Source organism: Ruminococcus sp. SR1/5 (assembly GCF_000209835.1).
Lineage (GTDB): Bacteria > Bacillota > Clostridia > Lachnospirales > Lachnospiraceae > Blautia_A > Blautia_A fusiformis.
Genome location: NC_021014.1, coordinates 2,376,128 through 2,393,207, shown reverse-complemented (window position 1 = coordinate 2,393,207; position 17,080 = coordinate 2,376,128). Strand labels below are relative to the sequence as shown.

26 protein-coding genes and 2 pseudogenes are annotated in these 17,080 nt (G+C 39.1%); 19 read left to right on the top strand and 9 right to left on the bottom strand.

The genetic code is table 11. The annotated features are described in order from the left end of the window. The first annotated feature begins 2 nt into the window (after positions 1 to 2). From CK1_RS12005 to CK1_RS11995, 3 genes are read left to right on the top strand one after another with little or no spacing between them, the layout of a single operon-like run. Positions 3 to 437 (top strand): DVU_1555 family C-GCAxxG-C-C protein, encoded by a 435-nt coding sequence (locus CK1_RS12005; RefSeq protein WP_021650124.1) that lies wholly within the window; start codon positions 3 to 5, stop codon positions 435 to 437. Next, positions 434 to 1,759 (top strand): radical SAM (seleno)protein TrsS, encoded by a 1,326-nt coding sequence (gene trsS / locus CK1_RS12000; protein ID WP_015526492.1) that lies wholly within the window; start codon positions 434 to 436, stop codon positions 1,757 to 1,759. The genes CK1_RS12005 and trsS overlap by 4 nt, the downstream gene beginning before the upstream one ends. A 20-nt stretch (positions 1,760 to 1,779) precedes the next feature. Then, a complete protein-coding gene (locus tag CK1_RS11995) occupies positions 1,780 to 2,955 on the top strand; it encodes a DVU_1553 family AMP-dependent CoA ligase (RefSeq protein ID WP_015526491.1) in 1,176 nt (391 codons plus the stop codon). 33 nt (positions 2,956 to 2,988) lie between these two features. On the opposite strand, the gene CK1_RS11990 is transcribed toward CK1_RS11995, so the two are convergent. Beyond that, positions 2,989 to 3,720 carry a DUF5714 domain-containing protein gene (locus CK1_RS11990; protein ID WP_015526490.1) on the bottom strand — a complete coding sequence of 244 codons (732 nt, stop codon included), beginning with the start codon at positions 3,718 to 3,720 and terminating at the stop codon, positions 2,989 to 2,991. Positions 3,721 to 4,047: 327 nt separating this feature from the next. Between CK1_RS11990 and CK1_RS11985 the strand changes: the two genes are divergently transcribed. Then, positions 4,048 to 4,290 (top strand): cation-transporting P-type ATPase, encoded by a 243-nt coding sequence (locus tag CK1_RS11985; RefSeq protein ID WP_015526489.1) that lies wholly within the window; start codon positions 4,048 to 4,050, stop codon positions 4,288 to 4,290. Between the two features lie 61 nt (positions 4,291 to 4,351). Here CK1_RS11985 and CK1_RS11980 read toward each other — a convergent pair whose 3' ends face one another. Beyond that, positions 4,352 to 4,525: a hypothetical protein gene (locus CK1_RS11980; RefSeq protein ID WP_015526488.1), complete on the bottom strand. Its 174-nt coding sequence runs from the start codon at positions 4,523 to 4,525 to the stop codon at positions 4,352 to 4,354. Positions 4,526 to 4,775: 250 nt separating this feature from the next. Between CK1_RS11980 and CK1_RS11975 the strand changes: the two genes are divergently transcribed. The 4 genes from CK1_RS11975 (at position 4,776) to CK1_RS11960 (ending at position 7,026) form a co-directional block, all read left to right on the top strand. Beyond that, the gene (locus CK1_RS11975; RefSeq protein ID WP_502685103.1) at positions 4,776 to 5,171 is read left to right on the top strand and encodes a radical SAM mobile pair system MarR family transcriptional regulator; all 396 of its coding nucleotides are present in this window, start codon (positions 4,776 to 4,778) and stop codon (positions 5,169 to 5,171) included. Next, positions 5,168 to 5,857, top strand: a complete 690-nt coding sequence (locus CK1_RS11970; RefSeq protein ID WP_015526487.1) for a radical SAM mobile pair protein A — start codon at positions 5,168 to 5,170, stop codon at positions 5,855 to 5,857. The genes CK1_RS11975 and CK1_RS11970 overlap by 4 nt, the downstream gene beginning before the upstream one ends. After that, positions 5,845 to 6,753, top strand: a complete 909-nt coding sequence (locus CK1_RS11965) for a radical SAM mobile pair protein B (RefSeq protein ID WP_015526486.1) — start codon at positions 5,845 to 5,847, stop codon at positions 6,751 to 6,753. Before CK1_RS11970 ends, CK1_RS11965 begins: the two co-directional genes overlap by 13 nt. Positions 6,754 to 6,816: 63 nt before the next feature. After that, complete coding sequence (locus CK1_RS11960; RefSeq protein ID WP_008392833.1) at positions 6,817 to 7,026, top strand: DUF6219 family protein; 210 nt, start codon at positions 6,817 to 6,819, stop codon at positions 7,024 to 7,026. Between the two features lie 261 nt (positions 7,027 to 7,287). On the opposite strand, the pseudogene CK1_RS11955 reads toward CK1_RS11960, so the two are convergent. The 4 genes and pseudogenes from CK1_RS11955 to CK1_RS11940 form a co-directional block, all read right to left on the bottom strand. Continuing rightward, positions 7,288 to 7,536 (bottom strand): annotated as a pseudogene (locus tag CK1_RS11955) (ATPase); the annotation flags it as partial. A gap of 36 nt (positions 7,537 to 7,572) precedes the next feature. After that, a complete protein-coding gene (locus CK1_RS11950) occupies positions 7,573 to 9,333 on the bottom strand; it encodes a diguanylate cyclase domain-containing protein (RefSeq protein ID WP_161209216.1) in 1,761 nt (586 codons plus the stop codon). A 163-nt stretch (positions 9,334 to 9,496) separates the two neighbouring features. Continuing rightward, positions 9,497 to 9,715 (bottom strand): hypothetical protein, encoded by a 219-nt coding sequence (locus CK1_RS11945; protein WP_015526483.1) that lies wholly within the window; start codon positions 9,713 to 9,715, stop codon positions 9,497 to 9,499. After that, positions 9,712 to 9,996 (bottom strand): transposase, encoded by a 285-nt coding sequence (locus CK1_RS11940; protein ID WP_005612369.1) that lies wholly within the window; start codon positions 9,994 to 9,996, stop codon positions 9,712 to 9,714. The genes CK1_RS11945 and CK1_RS11940 overlap by 4 nt, the downstream gene beginning before the upstream one ends. 106 nt (positions 9,997 to 10,102) lie before the next feature. Here CK1_RS11940 and CK1_RS11935 point away from each other — a divergent pair, with 106 nt between their 5' ends. From CK1_RS11935 to CK1_RS11895, 9 genes and pseudogenes are all read left to right on the top strand, one after another. Continuing rightward, on the top strand, positions 10,103 to 10,495 hold the full coding sequence (locus CK1_RS11935; protein WP_287082620.1) for a hypothetical protein: 393 nt from the start codon (positions 10,103 to 10,105) through the stop codon (positions 10,493 to 10,495). Positions 10,496 to 10,520: 25 nt separating this feature from the next. Beyond that, a pseudogene (locus tag CK1_RS11930) lies at positions 10,521 to 11,125 on the top strand (DUF1349 domain-containing protein). A 94-nt stretch (positions 11,126 to 11,219) separates the two neighbouring features. Further along, positions 11,220 to 11,903: an alpha/beta hydrolase gene (locus CK1_RS11925; protein ID WP_353611167.1), complete on the top strand. Its 684-nt coding sequence runs from the start codon at positions 11,220 to 11,222 to the stop codon at positions 11,901 to 11,903. Then, positions 11,894 to 12,367, top strand: a complete 474-nt coding sequence (locus CK1_RS11920) for a TetR/AcrR family transcriptional regulator (protein WP_015526479.1) — start codon at positions 11,894 to 11,896, stop codon at positions 12,365 to 12,367. The genes CK1_RS11925 and CK1_RS11920 overlap by 10 nt, the downstream gene beginning before the upstream one ends. A gap of 119 nt (positions 12,368 to 12,486) precedes the next feature. Then, complete coding sequence (locus CK1_RS11915; protein WP_015526478.1) at positions 12,487 to 12,660, top strand: LURP-one-related/scramblase family protein; 174 nt, start codon at positions 12,487 to 12,489, stop codon at positions 12,658 to 12,660. Between the two features lie 45 nt (positions 12,661 to 12,705). Further along, positions 12,706 to 12,924 carry a hypothetical protein gene (locus CK1_RS11910; RefSeq protein WP_015526477.1) on the top strand — a complete coding sequence of 73 codons (219 nt, stop codon included), beginning with the start codon at positions 12,706 to 12,708 and terminating at the stop codon, positions 12,922 to 12,924. Between the two features lie 26 nt (positions 12,925 to 12,950). Further along, the gene (locus tag CK1_RS11905; RefSeq protein ID WP_015526476.1) at positions 12,951 to 13,313 is read left to right on the top strand and encodes a YccF domain-containing protein; all 363 of its coding nucleotides are present in this window, start codon (positions 12,951 to 12,953) and stop codon (positions 13,311 to 13,313) included. A 434-nt stretch (positions 13,314 to 13,747) separates the two neighbouring features. After that, positions 13,748 to 13,915, top strand: a complete 168-nt coding sequence (locus CK1_RS11900; protein ID WP_015526474.1) for an AAA family ATPase — start codon at positions 13,748 to 13,750, stop codon at positions 13,913 to 13,915. A 169-nt stretch (positions 13,916 to 14,084) separates the two neighbouring features. Beyond that, complete coding sequence (locus tag CK1_RS11895) at positions 14,085 to 14,702, top strand: sugar O-acetyltransferase (RefSeq protein WP_015526473.1); 618 nt, start codon at positions 14,085 to 14,087, stop codon at positions 14,700 to 14,702. Positions 14,703 to 14,831: 129 nt separating this feature from the next. Here CK1_RS11895 and CK1_RS11890 read toward each other — a convergent pair whose 3' ends face one another. Both CK1_RS11890 and CK1_RS18360 read right to left on the bottom strand, forming a co-directional pair. Continuing rightward, a complete protein-coding gene (locus CK1_RS11890; RefSeq protein ID WP_015526472.1) occupies positions 14,832 to 15,455 on the bottom strand; it encodes an AIM24 family protein in 624 nt (207 codons plus the stop codon). Beyond that, on the bottom strand, positions 15,456 to 15,668 hold the full coding sequence (locus CK1_RS18360; RefSeq protein ID WP_015526471.1) for a hypothetical protein: 213 nt from the start codon (positions 15,666 to 15,668) through the stop codon (positions 15,456 to 15,458). Positions 15,669 to 15,894: 226 nt separating this feature from the next. Here CK1_RS18360 and CK1_RS11885 point away from each other — a divergent pair, with 226 nt between their 5' ends. Then, complete coding sequence (locus CK1_RS11885; protein ID WP_015526470.1) at positions 15,895 to 16,023, top strand: hypothetical protein; 129 nt, start codon at positions 15,895 to 15,897, stop codon at positions 16,021 to 16,023. Between the two features lie 275 nt (positions 16,024 to 16,298). Beyond that, positions 16,299 to 16,661 (top strand): hypothetical protein, encoded by a 363-nt coding sequence (locus CK1_RS11880; RefSeq protein WP_015526468.1) that lies wholly within the window; start codon positions 16,299 to 16,301, stop codon positions 16,659 to 16,661. Between the two features lie 131 nt (positions 16,662 to 16,792). Here the strand turns inward: CK1_RS11880 and CK1_RS11875 are convergent, their stop codons facing one another. Then, positions 16,793 to 16,957 (bottom strand): hypothetical protein, encoded by a 165-nt coding sequence (locus CK1_RS11875; protein ID WP_015526467.1) that lies wholly within the window; start codon positions 16,955 to 16,957, stop codon positions 16,793 to 16,795. Positions 16,958 to 17,080 lie beyond the last annotated feature (123 nt).

The following is a 17,080-nucleotide window of genomic DNA, read 5'->3' as shown; positions in this document are numbered from 1 at the left end:
ACATGGATCTTTATGAAAGAATCATAGAACTTAGCAGTATGGGTTATCATTGCTCACAAATGGTTATGATTATGACACTGGAAGCCATAGGTGAGGAAAATCCACAGCTTGTAAAGGCTCTGGGAGGTCTTGGCGGTGGGATCGGTTACTGTGGAGATACCTGTGGCTGCCTGACAGGAGGAGCCTGTGCGATAGGTTTGTTCCTTGGCAATCTGGCTCCGCAGGAGAAAGAAGATATACAGATGAAACCGGCTGTGCAGGAATTATATCAGTGGTTCCATAAGAAGACCGAAGAAGAATTTGGTGCTTTTTATTGTAAGGATATCACTTCTAATTTGGATTGGGGAGTGATTATGGAGCAATGTCCTGCGCTGATTGCAGATACTTATACGAAAGTGATAGAAATACTGACAGAACGGGGAATATTGGAACTATGATTACGCTGGGTAAAACAAAAAGTGTATGCCCGATATGTATGAAAGTACTTACGGCAAAAAAATGTATTGGTGAAGATGGCATTTATCTGGTGAAAGAATGTGATATCCACGGAAAGTTTCAGACACTGATCTGGGAAGGAACGGCAGCAGAGTATCTTTCCTGGGGAAGAGAAAACCTGTCTGCGGAGACTCCGGTAAATCCCAAAATCAAAGAGAAATCCTGCCCGGATAATTGTGGACTCTGTGAGGAGCACGAACGAAAAGGCTGTTGTATGATACTGGAAGTGACAAAGCGCTGCAATATGCACTGCCCGGTCTGCTTTGCTTCGGCAGGAGAATGTCTGGAAAACGGTGATCTTTCAATTGATGAAATAGAAAAGCAATATGATTTTCTGATGGATCATGGAGGACCATTCAATATTCAGCTCTCAGGTGGAGAACCAACCATGCGGGAGGATCTTCCGGAGATCATACATATGGGTAGAGAAAAAGGGTTTACATTTTTTCAATTGAATACCAATGGAATCCGTCTTGCGCAGGAAGCAGGATATGCCAGAAAACTAAAAAAAGCAGGACTGAATACAGTATTTCTTCAGTTTGACGGTGTCACAGATGATGTGTATCAGACATTGCGCGGACGCTCTATGATAGAACTGAAAGAAAAGGCTGTGTTAAACTGTTCGGAAGCGGAACTGGGAATTGCCCTGGTACCTGTCATTGCGCCAGGAGTAAATGACATGCAGGTTGGAGATATTCTGAAGTTTGCGATGGATTATATGCCATTTGTAAGAGGAGTACATTTCCAGCCGATCAGCTATTTTGGCAGATGTTCTCAGCAGCGTCCACAAGCTCCGATTACCATACCAAAGATGTTGAAGCTGATCGAGGAACAGACTGACGGGCTTATGAAAAGCAAGGATTTCGCCGGTGGTGGAGCAGAGAATCCATACTGTTCTTTTCATGCAAGTTATCTGAAAAAAGGTGAGAGGGAACTGAAACTTTTGGAAAAGAAATCAGGCAGAGGATGTTGTTGTACTACCAGCGATAATTCCAGACAGTATGTGGAAAATCAGTGGAGCTATAGCACAAAAAAATTTGATGATGGAGAAATGACACAGACAGATGCGCTGGATGAATTCCTGATCCGGGTTCATAATGAAACTTTTGCAGTATCAGGGATGATTTTTCAGGATGCATGGAATCTGGATCTTGAACGTCTGAAAAGATGTTATATCTGCGAGGTGGATTCTGATTATGGAATGGTGCCGTTTTGTGCATATAATCTGACGAATTCGAAAGGAATATATTTATACAGAAAGTGAAACGATCGAATATAGATGCAATGATCTGTAAGCAGGAAGGTATTACAGAGATTACAAGAGATGAAATACACAGAATACAGCTGGAGAAATTAAATATTGTACTGAAGAGAGAGAAAGAACGAGAGGGTTTTTACCGAGATTTGCCGGAAAGACTGGAAAGCCTGATAGATTTGAGAAGCCTTCCTTTTACGACAGAAACAGATCTGGCACGAGATGGAGGCAGGATGCTGCTTTGCTCCCAGGGGGAAGTACAGAAAGTGATATCAGAACAGACAAGCGGAACTACCGGTGCCGGTAAACGTGTATTCTATACAGAGGGAGACTGTGAACACACCATAGAACTTTTTATGGCAGGTCTGGGTGAATTTATTTATCCTGGAAGTATAACGATGGTGGCTATGCCATTTTCAGGTCCTTTTGGATTAGGAGAACTGATCGCGGAGGCAATCAGACGTCTGGGAGCAAAACCTCTTTCAACCGGGACAGGAAGAACTTATGGCGAACTGAACAGGATTCTGGAAGAGGAGCAGCCGGATACGTATGTGGGAATGCCGACGGCATTGCTGTCCATGCTTCGAATGTGCGGAAAAGGCAGTATAAAAAGAGCACTGGTATCCGGAGATGCCTGTCCGAAAACTGTCATGAAAGCAATCGAAGAAATTCTGCAAACACGACTTTGGCCGCACTATGGTTCCAGAGAGATGGGGCTTGGAGGTGCCATTTGCTGCACGGCGCATGAGGGCATGCATATGCGGGAAAACCATTGTATTACAGAGATTATAGATGAGAACGGAAATGTGCTGCCGGACGGTAAATGGGGAGAACTGGTGATTACAACCATTGGAATGGAAGCACAGCCGTTGATTCGATATCGAACCGGTGACTGGTCAAGGATCATTCCAGGAAGATGCCTCTGTGGAAGTGAAATAAAACGCCTGGACTTTGTAAAGCGGATGGATCCATTGGGAAGTATCAGAGAGATGGATGAATTACTGTTTGAGATTCCGGAACTGGTAGATTATTGTGTGAAAATTGTAGATGGAAAAAAGGAAATTACAGCGCTTTTTACATCGGACAATGGAGAAGAACGAATCAGGAGTGTTTTGGAAGAGAAGGATATTCGTTCATGGAACTGCAAAAAAGCAAAGTGGGAAGATGGGGCGCTGTATCCTGGCAAACGAGTTACAAGGCAGTGATTTCGTGGTATCATGGAATCACTGCCTTGCCTGTTATTCAGGATAGTATGGACAATCTTCCTGGATACATTCGCGATTATCTTCGCAGTATTTACACGTTATAGAAGACAACGGAATGTTTACAGAACAAAACTGACTGTAAAAATGAACGGCTTCTTCAATGGCAATTCTGCTGGTACGTTTGCAGCAGCGAGGTCCACCAACATCTGCCAGTCTGGATAAAATAATGGAAACAAGTTTTTGAGGAAACGGCCATGCATCTTTGTGAAGTGGACTGGATCCAGTCATAACGGACATGAAAATACCGGCTCCGGCAGCAGCTCCACAGACACCCCAGTAACCACAGGTACCGCCCGGAACCTGCTTCGCTCTTTTACAGATTTCAGATAGTGCAGCATCGTAATCCATATGTTCTCCATTATTGCGAAACGCTGTCAGAAGAACACATGGGACAATTGCATGATGCTCCGGTCCATGCATATGTACAGATGGAAGATCCATAATTTTTTCCAGAAGAAGCAAAGCATCTTTTTCTGTACTGTCTCTGAGTGTTGTGATTACCGGAGCATATGTGCCATAGCTGTGACAGGCATCACAGATAAAGTGACCATTTTCACAGACCGCATTGGTTAATTGCTCTTTATGGCAGATGCTGCACGTCTGAATAGAGCTTTCAGCACGATACGTAATAGAAGCACCACAAATCAGACATCCGGAAAAATGTTCCGCTTCACCACAACAACAGGAATTATTCGTATGATCCATTTGATTCACCTCCGGAGAATTTATTTTAATAGTGTTAACGATGTAAAAAGTATAACATAAAATGAAAAAGTAATGATAAAGTATCTTGACAATCATGTTACTTTGGGTATATGATTTGATCCAATAAAGGGGAGTAACCTGCGCTTAACAAATTGCGTTTGTGATGTTGTCAGTACGGTGGAAGCATCCGGTATCATAAGGAAATGGTGAGACTTTTATTGCATTTTTATTATGCAATGAAGGTCTTTTTTATTATTTTTTCAAAGAGGTCTTTCATTGCATAAGAAATTCAGGTAGTAAATACTTAGAAACGATGAGGCGGAAGTGATGAAGGAAATTTATCAGCAGACGGTAGAAGAGGTTCTTGAAAGGGTGAATGGCAAGAAATCTGGGCTTACAAGTGAACAGGTGAAAAGATCCAGAGAAAAGTGTGGGTGGAATGAACTTACAGAAGGAAAGAAGAAAGGTATCCTGCAGATTTTCTTTGAAGGAGCTGTCTATTTCCCGACAGCTCCTTTTCTTGTATTCATTCGGCTGATACAAAGCGACAAAGCCGGCACAATATCATAAGTAATATATAAAACTCTGATGTACATGTGATTAAAAAGAATCAATCATATGCATTAGCCGCTCATGAAAAATATCTCTTTCTTCGTAAACTTTTTTCTAACTCTTTTTCAGTAAACAATGCATAGGCGCTATCAGGAACAGTTGTTAATCCATCACAGGTAAATGGTATACGTCGCCCACCTCTGAAAATGGCTGCTTCCCAGTACTTTTTTCTAAAATATTTAATTATTCCCATGTAGTACCATCTCTTTCCCATATTTGTTATTGACGTTCTGGCAAATAAAATACTTCTGTTCTTACTATATTATCATCAAAATCCGCAAGTCAAATTCCAGTTTGGAGAATTGAAAAAATGGAATTTACCTATTAAGACATATAAACTCTTGACAATAAAGCTCCTATATAGTATGTTTTTAATAAACTACTATATAGGAGCTTTTGCATGGAAATGAATGGAGGATTTCTTGTCACAAAAATAAAACAGCTTGGAGACCGGATTTTTTGAGAAGATTCTCAGTGAAAAGAATATTGATGCGTTTAATGGAGCCCAGGGACGTATTCTTTATGTGCTGTGGCAGGAGGATGGTATCTCAATCAGGTCACTTTCGACTAAATGCGGATTAGCGATAACATCTCTTACTACGATGCTGGAAAGAATGGAAAATCAAGGGCTGATAAGCCGTGTTCAGTCTGAAACGGACAAAAGGAAAACGCTCCTGTTTCTGACTGAGAAAGCACATGCCTTAAAGGGCGAGTACGATTCTGTATCTGATGAGATGGGCAGTATTTATTACAAAGGTTTTTCTGAGGAAGAAATTACCCGGTTTGAGGAATGCCTCGACCGCATCAGAAAGAATCTTGAGGAGTGGCAGAAGTCATGAGTATTTGTATCAAAGATCAGATTCAGAACATGAATATCGTCATTGGCTGCACAGTGGGGTGTGCATATTGCTATGCCCGCAACAACGTGAAACGCTGGCATATGATTGATGACTTCGCTAACCCTGAATTCTTTCCGGGTAAGCTCAAGATGATGGAAAAGAAACGTCCGCAGAACTTTCTTCTTACCGGCATGAGCGATCTCTCCGGATGGAAGCCGGAATGGAGAGACGAGGTATTTGCAAAGATCCATGAAAATCCACAGCATCAGTTCCTGTTCCTTACCAAGCGACCTGATTTGCTGGATTTTGATACCGATCTGGAAAACGCATGGTTTGGCGTTACGGTGACGAGGAAAGCAGAACTGTGGCGTATCGACGCCCTTCGGAAAAACGTCAGAGCAAAACATTACCATGTTACCTTTGAGCCGTTATTCGATGATCCCTGCACAGTTGACCTTTCCGGAATCAATTGGATCGTTGTCGGCACCATGACCGGAGCTCAGAGCAGGAAGATTCATACGGAGCCGGAATGGGCATGGTCTCTGACGGACCAGGCACATAAGCTCGGCATTCCGGTGTTTATGAAGGAAGACCTTGTCCCTATCATAGGGGATGAAAATATGATTCAGGAAATGCCGGAAGAATTTAATAAAGTGTTAGAGGTACAGAAATCATGGAAGAAGTAATAAATGGAATCCTCATTCGTGAGGTGGAAACAAAGAACATCATGACCAAGTCCAGTCTGCCGGTAGGCGGTTACTCGGTCAATCCCTATGTGGGCTGTACACATGCCTGCAAGTATTGCTATGCTTCTTTTATGAAGCGCTTTACCGGGCACAAGGAGGAATGGGGAACTTTCCTTGATGTGAAGCATTGGCCGGAAATAAAAAATCCGAAGAAATATGCCGGACAGAGGTTGGTCATCGGTTCTGTGACAGATGGCTACAATCCACAGGAGGAGCAATTCGGGAATACCAGAAAACTTCTGGAGCAGCTGATCGGCAGTGACGCAGATATTCTGATCTGCACAAAGTCGGATCTTGTGGTACGGGATATTGATCTGTTGAAGAAGTTTGGACGTGTAACCGTTTCATGGTCGATCAACACACTAGATGAAAATTTCAAGAACGATATGGATTCTGCTTCGAGCATTGAGCACCGTATCGCTGCTATGAAGCAGGTATATGAGGCAGGTATCCGTACAGTCTGTTTCGTATCCCCGGTATTCCCCGGTATCACGGATTTTGAAGCAATCTTTGAGCGGGTAAAGGATCAGTGCGATCTGTTCTGGCTTGAAAATCTCAATCTTCGAGGCGGTTTCAAAAAGACAATTATGGATTATATCGCCGGAAAATATCCTGATCTTGTACCACTTTACGACGAGATTTATAACAAGCATAACCGCAGCTACTTTGAAGCACTTGAAGTAAAAGCTGAGAAAATGGCTAAGAAGTATGATTGTGCCTTTGTGGATAATGAAATGCCTTATGGCAGAGTCCCGCAGGGACATCCGGTGATCGTAGATTATTTCTATCATGAGGAAATCCGTGGGACAGAGAATACCGGAAAAAGAAATCGCTAACTTCCAGTTTGTATATATCTTTTAAAAGGTATATGATTAAGAAAAACGGCAGGAGGTATCTGAATGAAATCACATAAATATTGGTCTATCGGTGCACTGATTACAATGCTTGGAACTTTTTATACAGGTTATAAGGGATCAAAAGAAGGCCATAAGTACTTTGCAGCAAGTTCTTTGCTTTGCATGATTATGGCTATTTATACAGGACACAAGATGATTTCTGGTAAAAGTAGGAAGAAAAAAGAAGTTTCAGTAGAGAGTGTTGAAGATTAAAAAACAAAATATTTTAATAAATAACGCCGGTGCGGGATTTTTGATATCCAGTACTGGCGTTATTTATTCTACAGGGGCTTGGGGGGGGAGCCACCAAATAGTCAGTTCGCATTCCTTGTCAAAAGACATCGGATCACAGTTCAGTACATCCATATAAAACTCTTTTCGTAGGATGCTTTGTCTGAATTCATCTGCAATCTCCGTCATAATAAAAATATCTCCATCATTTCAAAAGAGAATGCTGGAGATATTTCGCCTTGCTTATTCTTGTAGTAACCAATCGACTATATCGTGAATTACGATTCCTTCATAGCTATATTGGGGATGTTTGGTTCTAGCAATAATCATTTTCGGATAAGCATCTCGAATCTGAAGCCGAGGAAAGCATTCTCTCTCAAATGTTTCCTGCCCGGAAATGTTGTCGCTGATCTGAATATAAAACTTCTCGTTGCTTCTCTGAGCAACAAAGTCGATTTCCTTTTGATAGAGCTTGCCGACATAAACATTATATGAAAATAGATCATACGCTCTGTTTTTTGCAATATTTTATCTTGCGAATTTATCATTGTAACGAATATGCATATCTTCCCAATCCATGAACAATACATAAAATACTTTCCCGTATTGCGGGCTCTCTACAATTCTTCCATGATCAAGAACAGAAAAATAAGTTCCGTCAGCTTTTCGAAGATGAAAGTGAATATAGTCATTTTCATTGCCGTTGTCAATCTGTTCCCAGATACTTGATTCTATCTGTTGCTGTTCATCTTCACGAATCAAGTTGCGAAAACTTTTCTCAGTAAGTCTGAACAGTTCATCTATATCTTTATATCCGGACATATGAAGAAATTCATCATTTGCAAAAATTAGTTCATCATCTTCTTTGTCTGCTCTGTATATGATGAATGCACCTGGAAGATGTTCAGAGATATCCTTGAATGCGAATCCAAGTTGTTTGCGGGCACCTGACTGAAGTCCTTCTCTGTAGACCATACATCCATTTTTTCCATGAAGCTTTATTTCATAAAGAGCGGCATCTGCGCAGCGCATGAGTTGTGAACGATTGGATGCAAATGTTGGATATTCTGCATATCCTAGAGAAATATAAAATGCATGTTCCTTACCATGGTATGAGAATGATTTAGGAAGTTTGGTGAATTTCTGCAGCTGTATATCTGCTTCTGCAAAGGTACAATTTGGTAAAAGAATGCAGAATTCGTCACCACCATTTCTTCCAAGTAATGCATCGGATGGGAAAAAAGTCTTCATGCTGTCTGCAAGATTCTTTAGTGCCCTGTCTCCGTAATTATGTCCATAGATATCATTAATAAACTTGAAATCATCGATATCAAGGAGCGCAGCCACAAAATGTGCTTTTGGATTTTTTTGAATCATTTTTTCTGCAAATTCATCAAATCCATAGCGGTTATAAATATTTGTAAGAGAATCTGTGTGCGCCAGTATCTGAAACTTTTTCTTATGTTCTTTTGCTACTAACCATACTCTGGTAAGAATTGACAGGAGAAGGCTTATTGTAAGAAAAATTCCGATGATGATTATCAGTAATGTGGCATTTCTCCATCCACTTTTAGGAGTTACTTCAAATTTCCAGTTTTCGTCTCCTATTGTAAATGTATAAGAAACAGGACGATTTATTTGCCCATCTGATTGATAAACCACTTTATAAGTATCACTCCATGGAGCGTCTGTTTTTGAAATTTTGTATTCGTATCCAAAATTTGAAAGTGCACTGATTGAATCTGAAAAAATATTCGGAACACGCAGGATAACAATAGTAAATCCCCAGAAATACTCATGTCCGTTTTTATCTTTCAGGTATATGGGATTACGGATTGCAATTCCATATCCTCCCTGTTTTAATTTGAAGGGGCCCTGCGTAATGATTGTATGGTTGTCTCTTGCGTAACAGGAAATTTTTCCGCGGTCTTTATCATGGATCAAATCAATCTTACCTGCCTCATTTTCATTAGCCGGATAAATATCTGTAACAACACCATTAGGAGCGAGCTGTACACTTTCAATAGAATCAGACATAAGATTTCCTGCAATTGTTTCAAACTGACGGATTTCGCCATCTTCACTTATTAAGATTTGCTTCAAGGTATCTGTGATCTCAATTCCATTTGTAATTTCATTCTTTATTTGTTCGCCATAGGTGGCCACGTTTAATTGTGCTGTTATGTGTCTCTGCTCTTTTTCGTGGGTGTCTGTTTTGTATACAATCAAACTAATAAGGCATATGCCCAGTAAAAAAGTGATAAGAGGCACAAGTGTTTTCTTTTTCACTTGGTTTACCTCATTTTGTCCATGGGAATTATTATAATAAAGCATTATATCACAGAAGTTGAAAAACAGAATAAGTTTTATGAAAAAAACGAACTGTGCAAAATCTTTATACATCTATGACAGAAGAATGTATATCGATAGGGATTTGTGAAATCTATATATTTTAAGAAGGAGCCTTGGAATCATCATAAATATCCTGTATTTTTGCTTTTACAGCTTTACGACGTTTTTCTGTATCAGAAGGTACGTGGTGGAGCCATGCAAGATATCCTGAGCGAGAGACACCTAAAAATTTCAACATTCCGGAAACGGAAACCCGACGTCCAGCCTTTTTGGCAGCTTCCGTCTTCTCAGACACTTCAAGATAAATGGCTTCCGTCATTTTCCCAGAATGTTGATTGCTTTTTTTAACACATCAAGTGCATCTTGGGCATCACGTAATTCACGTCTGAGACGGGCAATTTCCTTCTGCTCATCAGATGCATAATTACCAGAACCACGAACAGGAATATCACCTGATTCCCGGAAGTCTTTTAGCCATTTTGTTAATGTGCTGTATCCGATGCCAAGATTTTCTGCACATCCACGTACTCCGAGATCTTTGTGATCCTGATAGTACTGGACTGCATCAAGTTTAAATTGTTTGTCATGTTGCTTTGCCATATGAGATCTTCCTTCAGCATGTCTCTATTGTATCATGCTTATGTGTATTTGGAATTTCTCATTTTGGTTTGTACTATTTATATTCTAGCACCAATACCTGCAATCTATGAAGGCAAATCTGAGAGAAATTATTCACTATATTGACGAGTCAACACTTGAAAAAGCGAAGAACGAAAAAGTTCAAAAGCAAGAGTCTCCCTCAAAGATGTCAAAAGACGTAGAGGAGTCTGTTGATAAGATGATCTCCAATCGTATGAGCAAAGCATATTCTGAATGGAAATCAAATCAAGATACACAGCCATTTAATGAAAATATAGAGAAGGAATACCAGAAGCTTTTGGAAACACTGTCTCCGGAACAAGAGGAAGTGCTTACGAAGTATTGTGATGAAATATTTGCCAGCGGAGCAGAGACAGAAGAGTTTTTTTATCGCCTGGGTATAAAGGATGGACTGGGATTAAAAAATACGGTAAAATCTGTATTAGAAATGATGTCGTGAAATCGGAATTTGGAGGGATAATGAGATGAATATAAAAGATTTTAAGTGGACGAGAGAACCTGATGATTACACGCTGACAGATGACAAAATTGAGATTATCACACAGCCTGGAACTGATTTGTGGCAAAGAACTTACTATCATTTCCGCAATGATAATGCTCCGGTTTTGCAGATAGAAACAGAGGAAAAGTTTTTTCATTTATGGTGAAAACAGATTTTAAGGAAAGCCATCATCGCTTTGATCAGTGCGGTGTGGTTATGTATCTTGACAGTGAGAATTGGTTGAAAGGTTCTATAGAATATGAGAATGACAATTTTCAGCACCTGGGAAGTGTTGTGACAAACAATGGATATTCAGATTGGGCAACTACGGAAATTGATGCAGAGATTAAATCTATGTGGTATCGTCTCAGTAGACGTGAAGATGATTATTGCATTGAATGTTCTGAGGATGGAATACGGTTTAAGCAAATGAGGATTTGTCATATGTGGGCTGGTGCAGGAAAAATCAAATTTGGAATTTATGCATGCAGTCCGGAAGATTCATCGTTTAAAGCGGTATTTACAGATATGAAATTGACGGAGTGTCAATGGAAAGCCCACGATGGTCAAAAGCCGGATGAGATGTAGCAGACTGTATTTGATATAAAAAACCAATATGAAAATAGTTAAAGTTTTTCAATTTGTGTAACTGAGAAAAATGAAAATTGCGGAGGTGGATTTGTTGAAGGAAAGTACATATCAAACTCCTTGCGGAACAATTCACTATTGGTCAAATAATCTAAGTTTGGATACAACGACGCTTGTATTTTTACCAGGGCTGACTGCTGACCATAGATTATTTGATAAACAGGTTGAGTACTTCGATGGAAAATATAATATTATTGTATGGGATGCACCGGCTCATGCCTCTTCCTGGCCGTTCCGCTTTGACTTTGATCTGTTTGATAAGGCAAAATGGCTGAATGGGATTCTTGAAAAAGAAGAAATCATAAAACCAATTATAATCGGTCAATCAATGGGAGGATATGTAGGCCAGGCTTATGCACAATTGTATCCTGACCGGCTGGCAGGTTTTATTTCCATTGATTCAGCACCGCTCCAGAGAAACTATGTGACAGCAGTGGAGATCTGGCTTCTGAAAAGAATGGAACCAGTATATGCATATTACCCATGGAAGTTGCTTTTGAAATCCGGAACTGAGGGAGTTGCAACTTCTGAGTATGGCAGAAATCTGATGAAGGAAATGATGCTGGTCTATGATGGTGATCAGCATCGTTATGCCCAAATTGCCGGGCATGGATTTCGTATTCTGGCAGAGGCAATGGAAAAGGATCTGCCATATGAAATCAAATGTCCTTCCCTGTTGATATGTGGTACAAAGGATCATGCCGGTTCATGCATCTAAATAAAATATCAGTAACTCAGTTGTGTATAGAGTCCGGTATCAATAGAGCGACCTTTTATCGTCATTATGAAGAGCCTCGCGATATATTAAATGATATTAAGTATGAAATATTTCAGGAAGTTTCAGCATTTGCGGAAAAAGCTGCATCTAAGGGTGACACGAGGAAATGGCTGGAACTTGCATGCTGCTACTTTTACGAGCATTCTGATATATTAAAAATTCTTTTTCGGTACAGGACAGATGATGATTTTGTATTGTTTTTAAATGAGAGATTTAATGAGCAGTATCCGAATCTGATAAATAAAGGATATTTTACTGATGTTGATGATGATACGATGAGACTTGGTACTTTTTATCATGCAGGTGGTATTTATTATATCCTAAGACAGTGGATTACAGAGCCAATCAACAAAACACCACAGGAAGTAGCCGTACTGATGTACCATTTTCTCAATGTGGATTAACTTGATAACTAGGGATTTATAAAAACGGCAGTTATATCGGATGCCTGAGCAAAGAATTTTCATTCCTGACGCCACATTATAATATTGATTACAATGGATGGCATATTGATGGAACAATTATGGAATGGGATTATAGCATTCTTGATCAAAGTGGTTATTTAATTGCACGGGTCAATAAAGAACTGTTTCATATGTCAGATACTTATGTCATTGATGTACAGGATCCAGGAAATACGTTGGATGCGTTGATGTTTGTACTGGCAATCGATGCAGAAAAATGTTCCAGAAATTAAATAGTTGATCTTGTTGTCGAAGATATTCGGAGATGGGGAGGTAGCATGGGATTATTCAAAAAGAAAATCGTGAAAAAAACATATGACCGAGAACATATGAAACCAGTTATTCGTGCAAGCATTTGTACCGGAGAAGAAGTAGCAGGATTCAAAGACATACGGACTGGAAAAATCGAAGAAATCATGCTGATCAGATCTCCAGAGGACTTAGAAAAATTCAAAGAGATATATGAGATAACAGAGGAAATTGCAAAAGAATATTAGACATTGGATGAGGAGGAGATGTTGTCATGAGAACTATAGGTAATATCCTTTGGTTTATATTTGGAGGATTACTGGGCGGTTTGGCCTGGGTTTTTGCAGGTTGCATATGGTGTATTACAATTATTGGAATTCCGGTAGGTCTGCAATGCTTTAAATTTGCAACCTTGGCATTTTGGCCGTTTGGAAAAGAAATCGTGTATGGAAATGGCATGTTTTCATTTCTGGTAAATCTTATATGGATTATATTTTTTGGATGGGAAATGGCACTTGGAAACCTGATAGTGGGTTGTATTTGGTGCATTACGATAGTTGGAATTCCATTTGGAAAGCAGTTCTTCAAGATGGCAAGACTCTCTTTCATGCCATTTGGTGCGAGTGTGATAGGGTAGAATGTGTAAGGTCTTATTGATGAAAAATGAAATAATATTATTCACGGATGGTAATATTAATATTGGAGTTCAAATAAACCCTGAACAGGAAACAGTCTGGTTGACACAGAAGTATTGTTTGATGTTAAGCATATGCAGCAGCCGGTCACTGATAAGGAATTTAAAAATTTCACAGACTGTGCGGTTAAGAAAAGTAACGAAAATGCTCTGATTTTCACAACTGAAGATATGGAGAAGCCTTTCATAAGCTTTAATGAAGGAATGTAGAATTTCTTTGAACCGGAGCTTCAGAAGAGATTGTATGAAATGGAAAAAGTCATTTAATATATATTGATCAATGATATAATATTCTAAAATGTTGATGATAAAAGAAATATAGTAATTAAAAATGTTACAAAGTTGTTCTTGATAAAAATATTATTTGGTAACAGGAGATGTTTTATGTTAAAAAGAAAAGTGACGCATTACATAAAAAATGGGTAGATTCAAAAAACAAAAAATGTCTTGTAATTCAGGGAGCCAGACAAACAGGAAAAACATATATAGTTGAAAGATTTGCAGAAGAGAACTATGAAGAAATTGTTGAAATTAATTTTAAATAGATACCTTCTGCGATGGATATTTTTTCCGGTGATCTAACAGTAGATAATATGGTTATGGCTATGTCCGTATTTGATGACGGAAAGTGCAAAAGCATTAGATAAAATATTGCAGACCATGAGAGAGTGGGGAAACTGATATTTATAACTTTGAATTTGGAGGTTATCGGAAATGACTGAAAGAGAAAAAATGCTAAGTGGAGAGTTGTACGATCCAACGGATAAAGAATTGGAGCAATTACGCGTGAATGCACGTAAATTAGCAAGAAAATACAATTCGACAGATGAAGATGATCAAGAAGAACAAGCACAGATATTGAGGGAATTATTGCCAGCAACAGAGGAACTCCCCTATTTACAGGCGCCTGTTTATTTTGATTACGGATGTAATACGTTCTTTGGAAGATTCAGCTCTGCTAATTTTAACTTTACATGTTTAGATGTATGTGAAATACATATAGGCGATAATGTGATGATTGGTCCAAATGTTACATTGGCAACTCCTATGCATCCATTATTACCTGAAGAACGCAATATTAGGAAAAGAGAAGATGGAAGTTTTTATAATCTTGAATATGCGAAGCCAATAACTATAAAGGATAATTGCTGGCTGGCATCCAATGTGGTTGTTTGCGGTGGTGTCACCATAGGAGAAGGGTGTGTAATTGGTGCAGGGAGTGTTGTAACAAAAGATATTCCGCCGTATAGTTTGGCAGTTGGAAATCCATGCCGGGTCATTCGAAAAATAACTGAGAAAGATCATATGCCAGATGGAATTGAAAAGAATTAAAAATTTGCATTGATGATAAGCAGTTCATCTGAATAAAGAAAATAAAATGATCACGATTAATAACGCCGATGCAGGATTTTTATAATCCTATATCGGCGTTTGTTGGTTACAAGAGAATGTATTTTACACTTATTTTCCAAATGTATTGCTGGATTTAGCAGCAGCTTTAGCTGCCATGGTGTTAGTGGACTCAAACAAGGAAGTTGTCGGTGCGACCGGACACATCAGTACCCGTCCTGTTCCACGATAAACATTTACCAGACCCTCTCCGCTAACTGCAGATCCGACAAGTGTTTTTGTAGATCTTTCTACGGTAAACTCAAGATTTGATGACCAGCATACAGCAAGGTTTCCATCAATTTTCAGTTCATCATTTTCCAATATGACTTCAATCAATTCATCTTCGGGAACATTAGACTCCAGTGCAGCTACACCATTTCCCTGCAAACTCAGATTAAACAGACCTTCGCTACCTAATACTGCTGATGAAAGGTTCTTTCTGGCTACAACTTTACTTTTTACATTTGCATCACAAGCCAGGAACATGCCATCTTCAATTGTCATTCCGGCTGGTCCCCATTTGCCAATGTCTGCAAGGATAATATATTTGTATGTCGGTTCTAATACCAGACAGCCTTCACCAACATATTCCGGTTTAACTGCGGTTTCTTTTGTAACCGCACCCTTGAGTGCCTTTCCAAGGAAATCTCCGATACCTTTTACACCAGATGTGGCTTGTACATTACCACCCATCTATTGCATGGCACCAGCCTGGATAACAGCTGAATGGTCTTTATCAATATCAATAACAACCTGTCTTCTTCTGACATTCATTTTACTCATGAAATACTCATTCATTGCATTCATAGGCGAAACGCTGGCATCCTGCACATATTCAAGCACATGGAAGTTTTCGATACTTTTCGCATATTTTCTGTTTTCATTTTGCAAGTTTTCAATTCGCATAGCATAATCTCCCTTTTAATAATAATTTATGATGTTGCTCGGATATGCTTATTATAAAAGAGGCAGCATAGATAGGAAACAATTCGTGCAGAGAAATATAAAGACAGAATTCTCAAAATTCGAGAAATATAAAGATGCAATTCCTCATGGTGGATGTGTATTATGAAAAATAAATTTGTTATAGTGACAATATCAACAAAAAACAGAATATAAATGGGGTGATCAGATGGAAGCGGCACAGAGAATTCGATTAATCCGGATAATAGAAAAGATGGAGAAAAATCCGGCATTCAGTAATAAGCTTGGCATAAAGAACACATCTGAATATTTAGCAGAAAAAGAACAGAAAAAATGAAAGACACATATCAGAATGAGTTTCAGAAGGAGTAAAAAATGTTATCGTTATTATTTGCAATTTGTATGATTTGGTTTGTTGGAAAATTTTTTGTTTTTGGGTTAAGAGCATCCTGGGGAATTATGAAATTACTTTGCACAGTTATTTTCTTCCCGGTGATATTGATTGGTATGGTTGTAGGTGGACTGATGTACATTGCTTTTCCATTGTTGATTGTCGGTGGCATTATAGCATTGGTGACGTCACATTCATAATCGATCAGGAGGAGAAAACGAATGGTATATGATATTGAAAAAGAAAAAAGAGAAGCAATTGAAGCTGGACGTAGAGCTTTGAACAGTCTTCAGGCAGCAAAAGAAAATTTAAACAGTGCAAAGAACTGGGGACTGGTAGATATGTTTGGCGGTGGTTTTTTCACTACGATGCTAAAACATTCTAGAATTGATCAGGCCAAACGGAATATGGAACAGGCAAAGTATGATCTTCGTAATTTCAGTAGAGAATTAAATGATGTAAATATGGTATGTAACTTGAATATCGATACTGGAGATTTTCTTTCTTTTGCGGATTATTTTTTGATGGATTTGTTGTGGACTGGGTGGTCCAGGATCGAATCAATAATGCAAAAAGACAGGTAGAAGAAGCTATTCGAAGAACAGAAAGTATCGTCAATCAATTACAGCGTATGTAAAGGAAAAGGCAATGAGTCAGAAATGGTTCATTGCTTTTCGTCGCGTTATGGCTTATTTTAATTTTTCTTTTTCGGCATTTAAGAGCTCAAGATTCTTGGTGAAGGCGCTTTCTCCGGAACCTTGATACCAGCTTTGCGGATCATAGCATCAAAATTTTTTTCAATTATATGCAGGGTATTCTGTTGCTTCTGGAGATCCTGCTTTTCTTTTTTTGCTGAGGACAGTTCTTCTTCCAGTTTCATCTGTTGTCGCTGCAGTTTTTCAGCCGACGGAAGTTTGTGAATACCAAATTCTGAGAACGTATGATGTCACGACAGGCCCGATAGACTTCACAGTGTTTCTGAATTACTTGTTGATTTTGAATT

Excerpts from the sequence above, each read along its gene's own strand:
- CK1_RS11880 (WP_015526468.1), top strand. The coding sequence starts at position 16,299 with ATGGTATATGATATTGAAAAAGAAAAAAGAGAAGCAATTGAAGCTGGA.
- CK1_RS11940 (WP_005612369.1), bottom strand. The coding sequence starts at position 9,996 with ATGGCAAAGCAACATGACAAACAATTTAAACTTGATGCAGTCCAGTAC.
- CK1_RS11980 (WP_015526488.1), bottom strand. The coding sequence starts at position 4,525 with ATGGGAATAATTAAATATTTTAGAAAAAAGTACTGGGAAGCAGCCATT.
- CK1_RS11970 (WP_015526487.1), top strand. The coding sequence starts at position 5,168 with ATGAGTATTTGTATCAAAGATCAGATTCAGAACATGAATATCGTCATT.
- CK1_RS11900 (WP_015526474.1), top strand. The coding sequence starts at position 13,748 with ATGTTTTATGTTAAAAAGAAAAGTGACGCATTACATAAAAAATGGGTA.
- CK1_RS11920 (WP_015526479.1), top strand. The coding sequence starts at position 11,894 with ATGCATCTAAATAAAATATCAGTAACTCAGTTGTGTATAGAGTCCGGT.
- trsS (WP_015526492.1), top strand. The coding sequence starts at position 434 with ATGATTACGCTGGGTAAAACAAAAAGTGTATGCCCGATATGTATGAAA.
- CK1_RS11885 (WP_015526470.1), top strand. The coding sequence starts at position 15,895 with ATGGAAGCGGCACAGAGAATTCGATTAATCCGGATAATAGAAAAGATG.
- CK1_RS11910 (WP_015526477.1), top strand. The coding sequence starts at position 12,706 with ATGGGATTATTCAAAAAGAAAATCGTGAAAAAAACATATGACCGAGAA.
- CK1_RS11990 (WP_015526490.1), bottom strand. The coding sequence starts at position 3,720 with ATGGATCATACGAATAATTCCTGTTGTTGTGGTGAAGCGGAACATTTT.
- CK1_RS11905 (WP_015526476.1), top strand. The coding sequence starts at position 12,951 with ATGAGAACTATAGGTAATATCCTTTGGTTTATATTTGGAGGATTACTG.
- CK1_RS11875 (WP_015526467.1), bottom strand. The coding sequence starts at position 16,957 with ATGAAACTGGAAGAAGAACTGTCCTCAGCAAAAAAAGAAAAGCAGGAT.
- CK1_RS11995 (WP_015526491.1), top strand. The coding sequence starts at position 1,780 with ATGATCTGTAAGCAGGAAGGTATTACAGAGATTACAAGAGATGAAATA.
- CK1_RS18360 (WP_015526471.1), bottom strand. The coding sequence starts at position 15,668 with ATGCGAATTGAAAACTTGCAAAATGAAAACAGAAAATATGCGAAAAGT.
- CK1_RS11895 (WP_015526473.1), top strand. The coding sequence starts at position 14,085 with ATGACTGAAAGAGAAAAAATGCTAAGTGGAGAGTTGTACGATCCAACG.
- CK1_RS11890 (WP_015526472.1), bottom strand. The coding sequence starts at position 15,455 with ATGGGTGGTAATGTACAAGCCACATCTGGTGTAAAAGGTATCGGAGAT.
- CK1_RS11960 (WP_008392833.1), top strand. The coding sequence starts at position 6,817 with ATGAAATCACATAAATATTGGTCTATCGGTGCACTGATTACAATGCTT.
- CK1_RS11945 (WP_015526483.1), bottom strand. The coding sequence starts at position 9,715 with ATGACGGAAGCCATTTATCTTGAAGTGTCTGAGAAGACGGAAGCTGCC.
- CK1_RS11935 (WP_287082620.1), top strand. The coding sequence starts at position 10,103 with ATGAAGGCAAATCTGAGAGAAATTATTCACTATATTGACGAGTCAACA.
- CK1_RS12005 (WP_021650124.1), top strand. The coding sequence starts at position 3 with ATGGATCTTTATGAAAGAATCATAGAACTTAGCAGTATGGGTTATCAT.
- CK1_RS11985 (WP_015526489.1), top strand. The coding sequence starts at position 4,048 with ATGAAGGAAATTTATCAGCAGACGGTAGAAGAGGTTCTTGAAAGGGTG.
- CK1_RS11915 (WP_015526478.1), top strand. The coding sequence starts at position 12,487 with ATGGAATGGGATTATAGCATTCTTGATCAAAGTGGTTATTTAATTGCA.
- CK1_RS11965 (WP_015526486.1), top strand. The coding sequence starts at position 5,845 with ATGGAAGAAGTAATAAATGGAATCCTCATTCGTGAGGTGGAAACAAAG.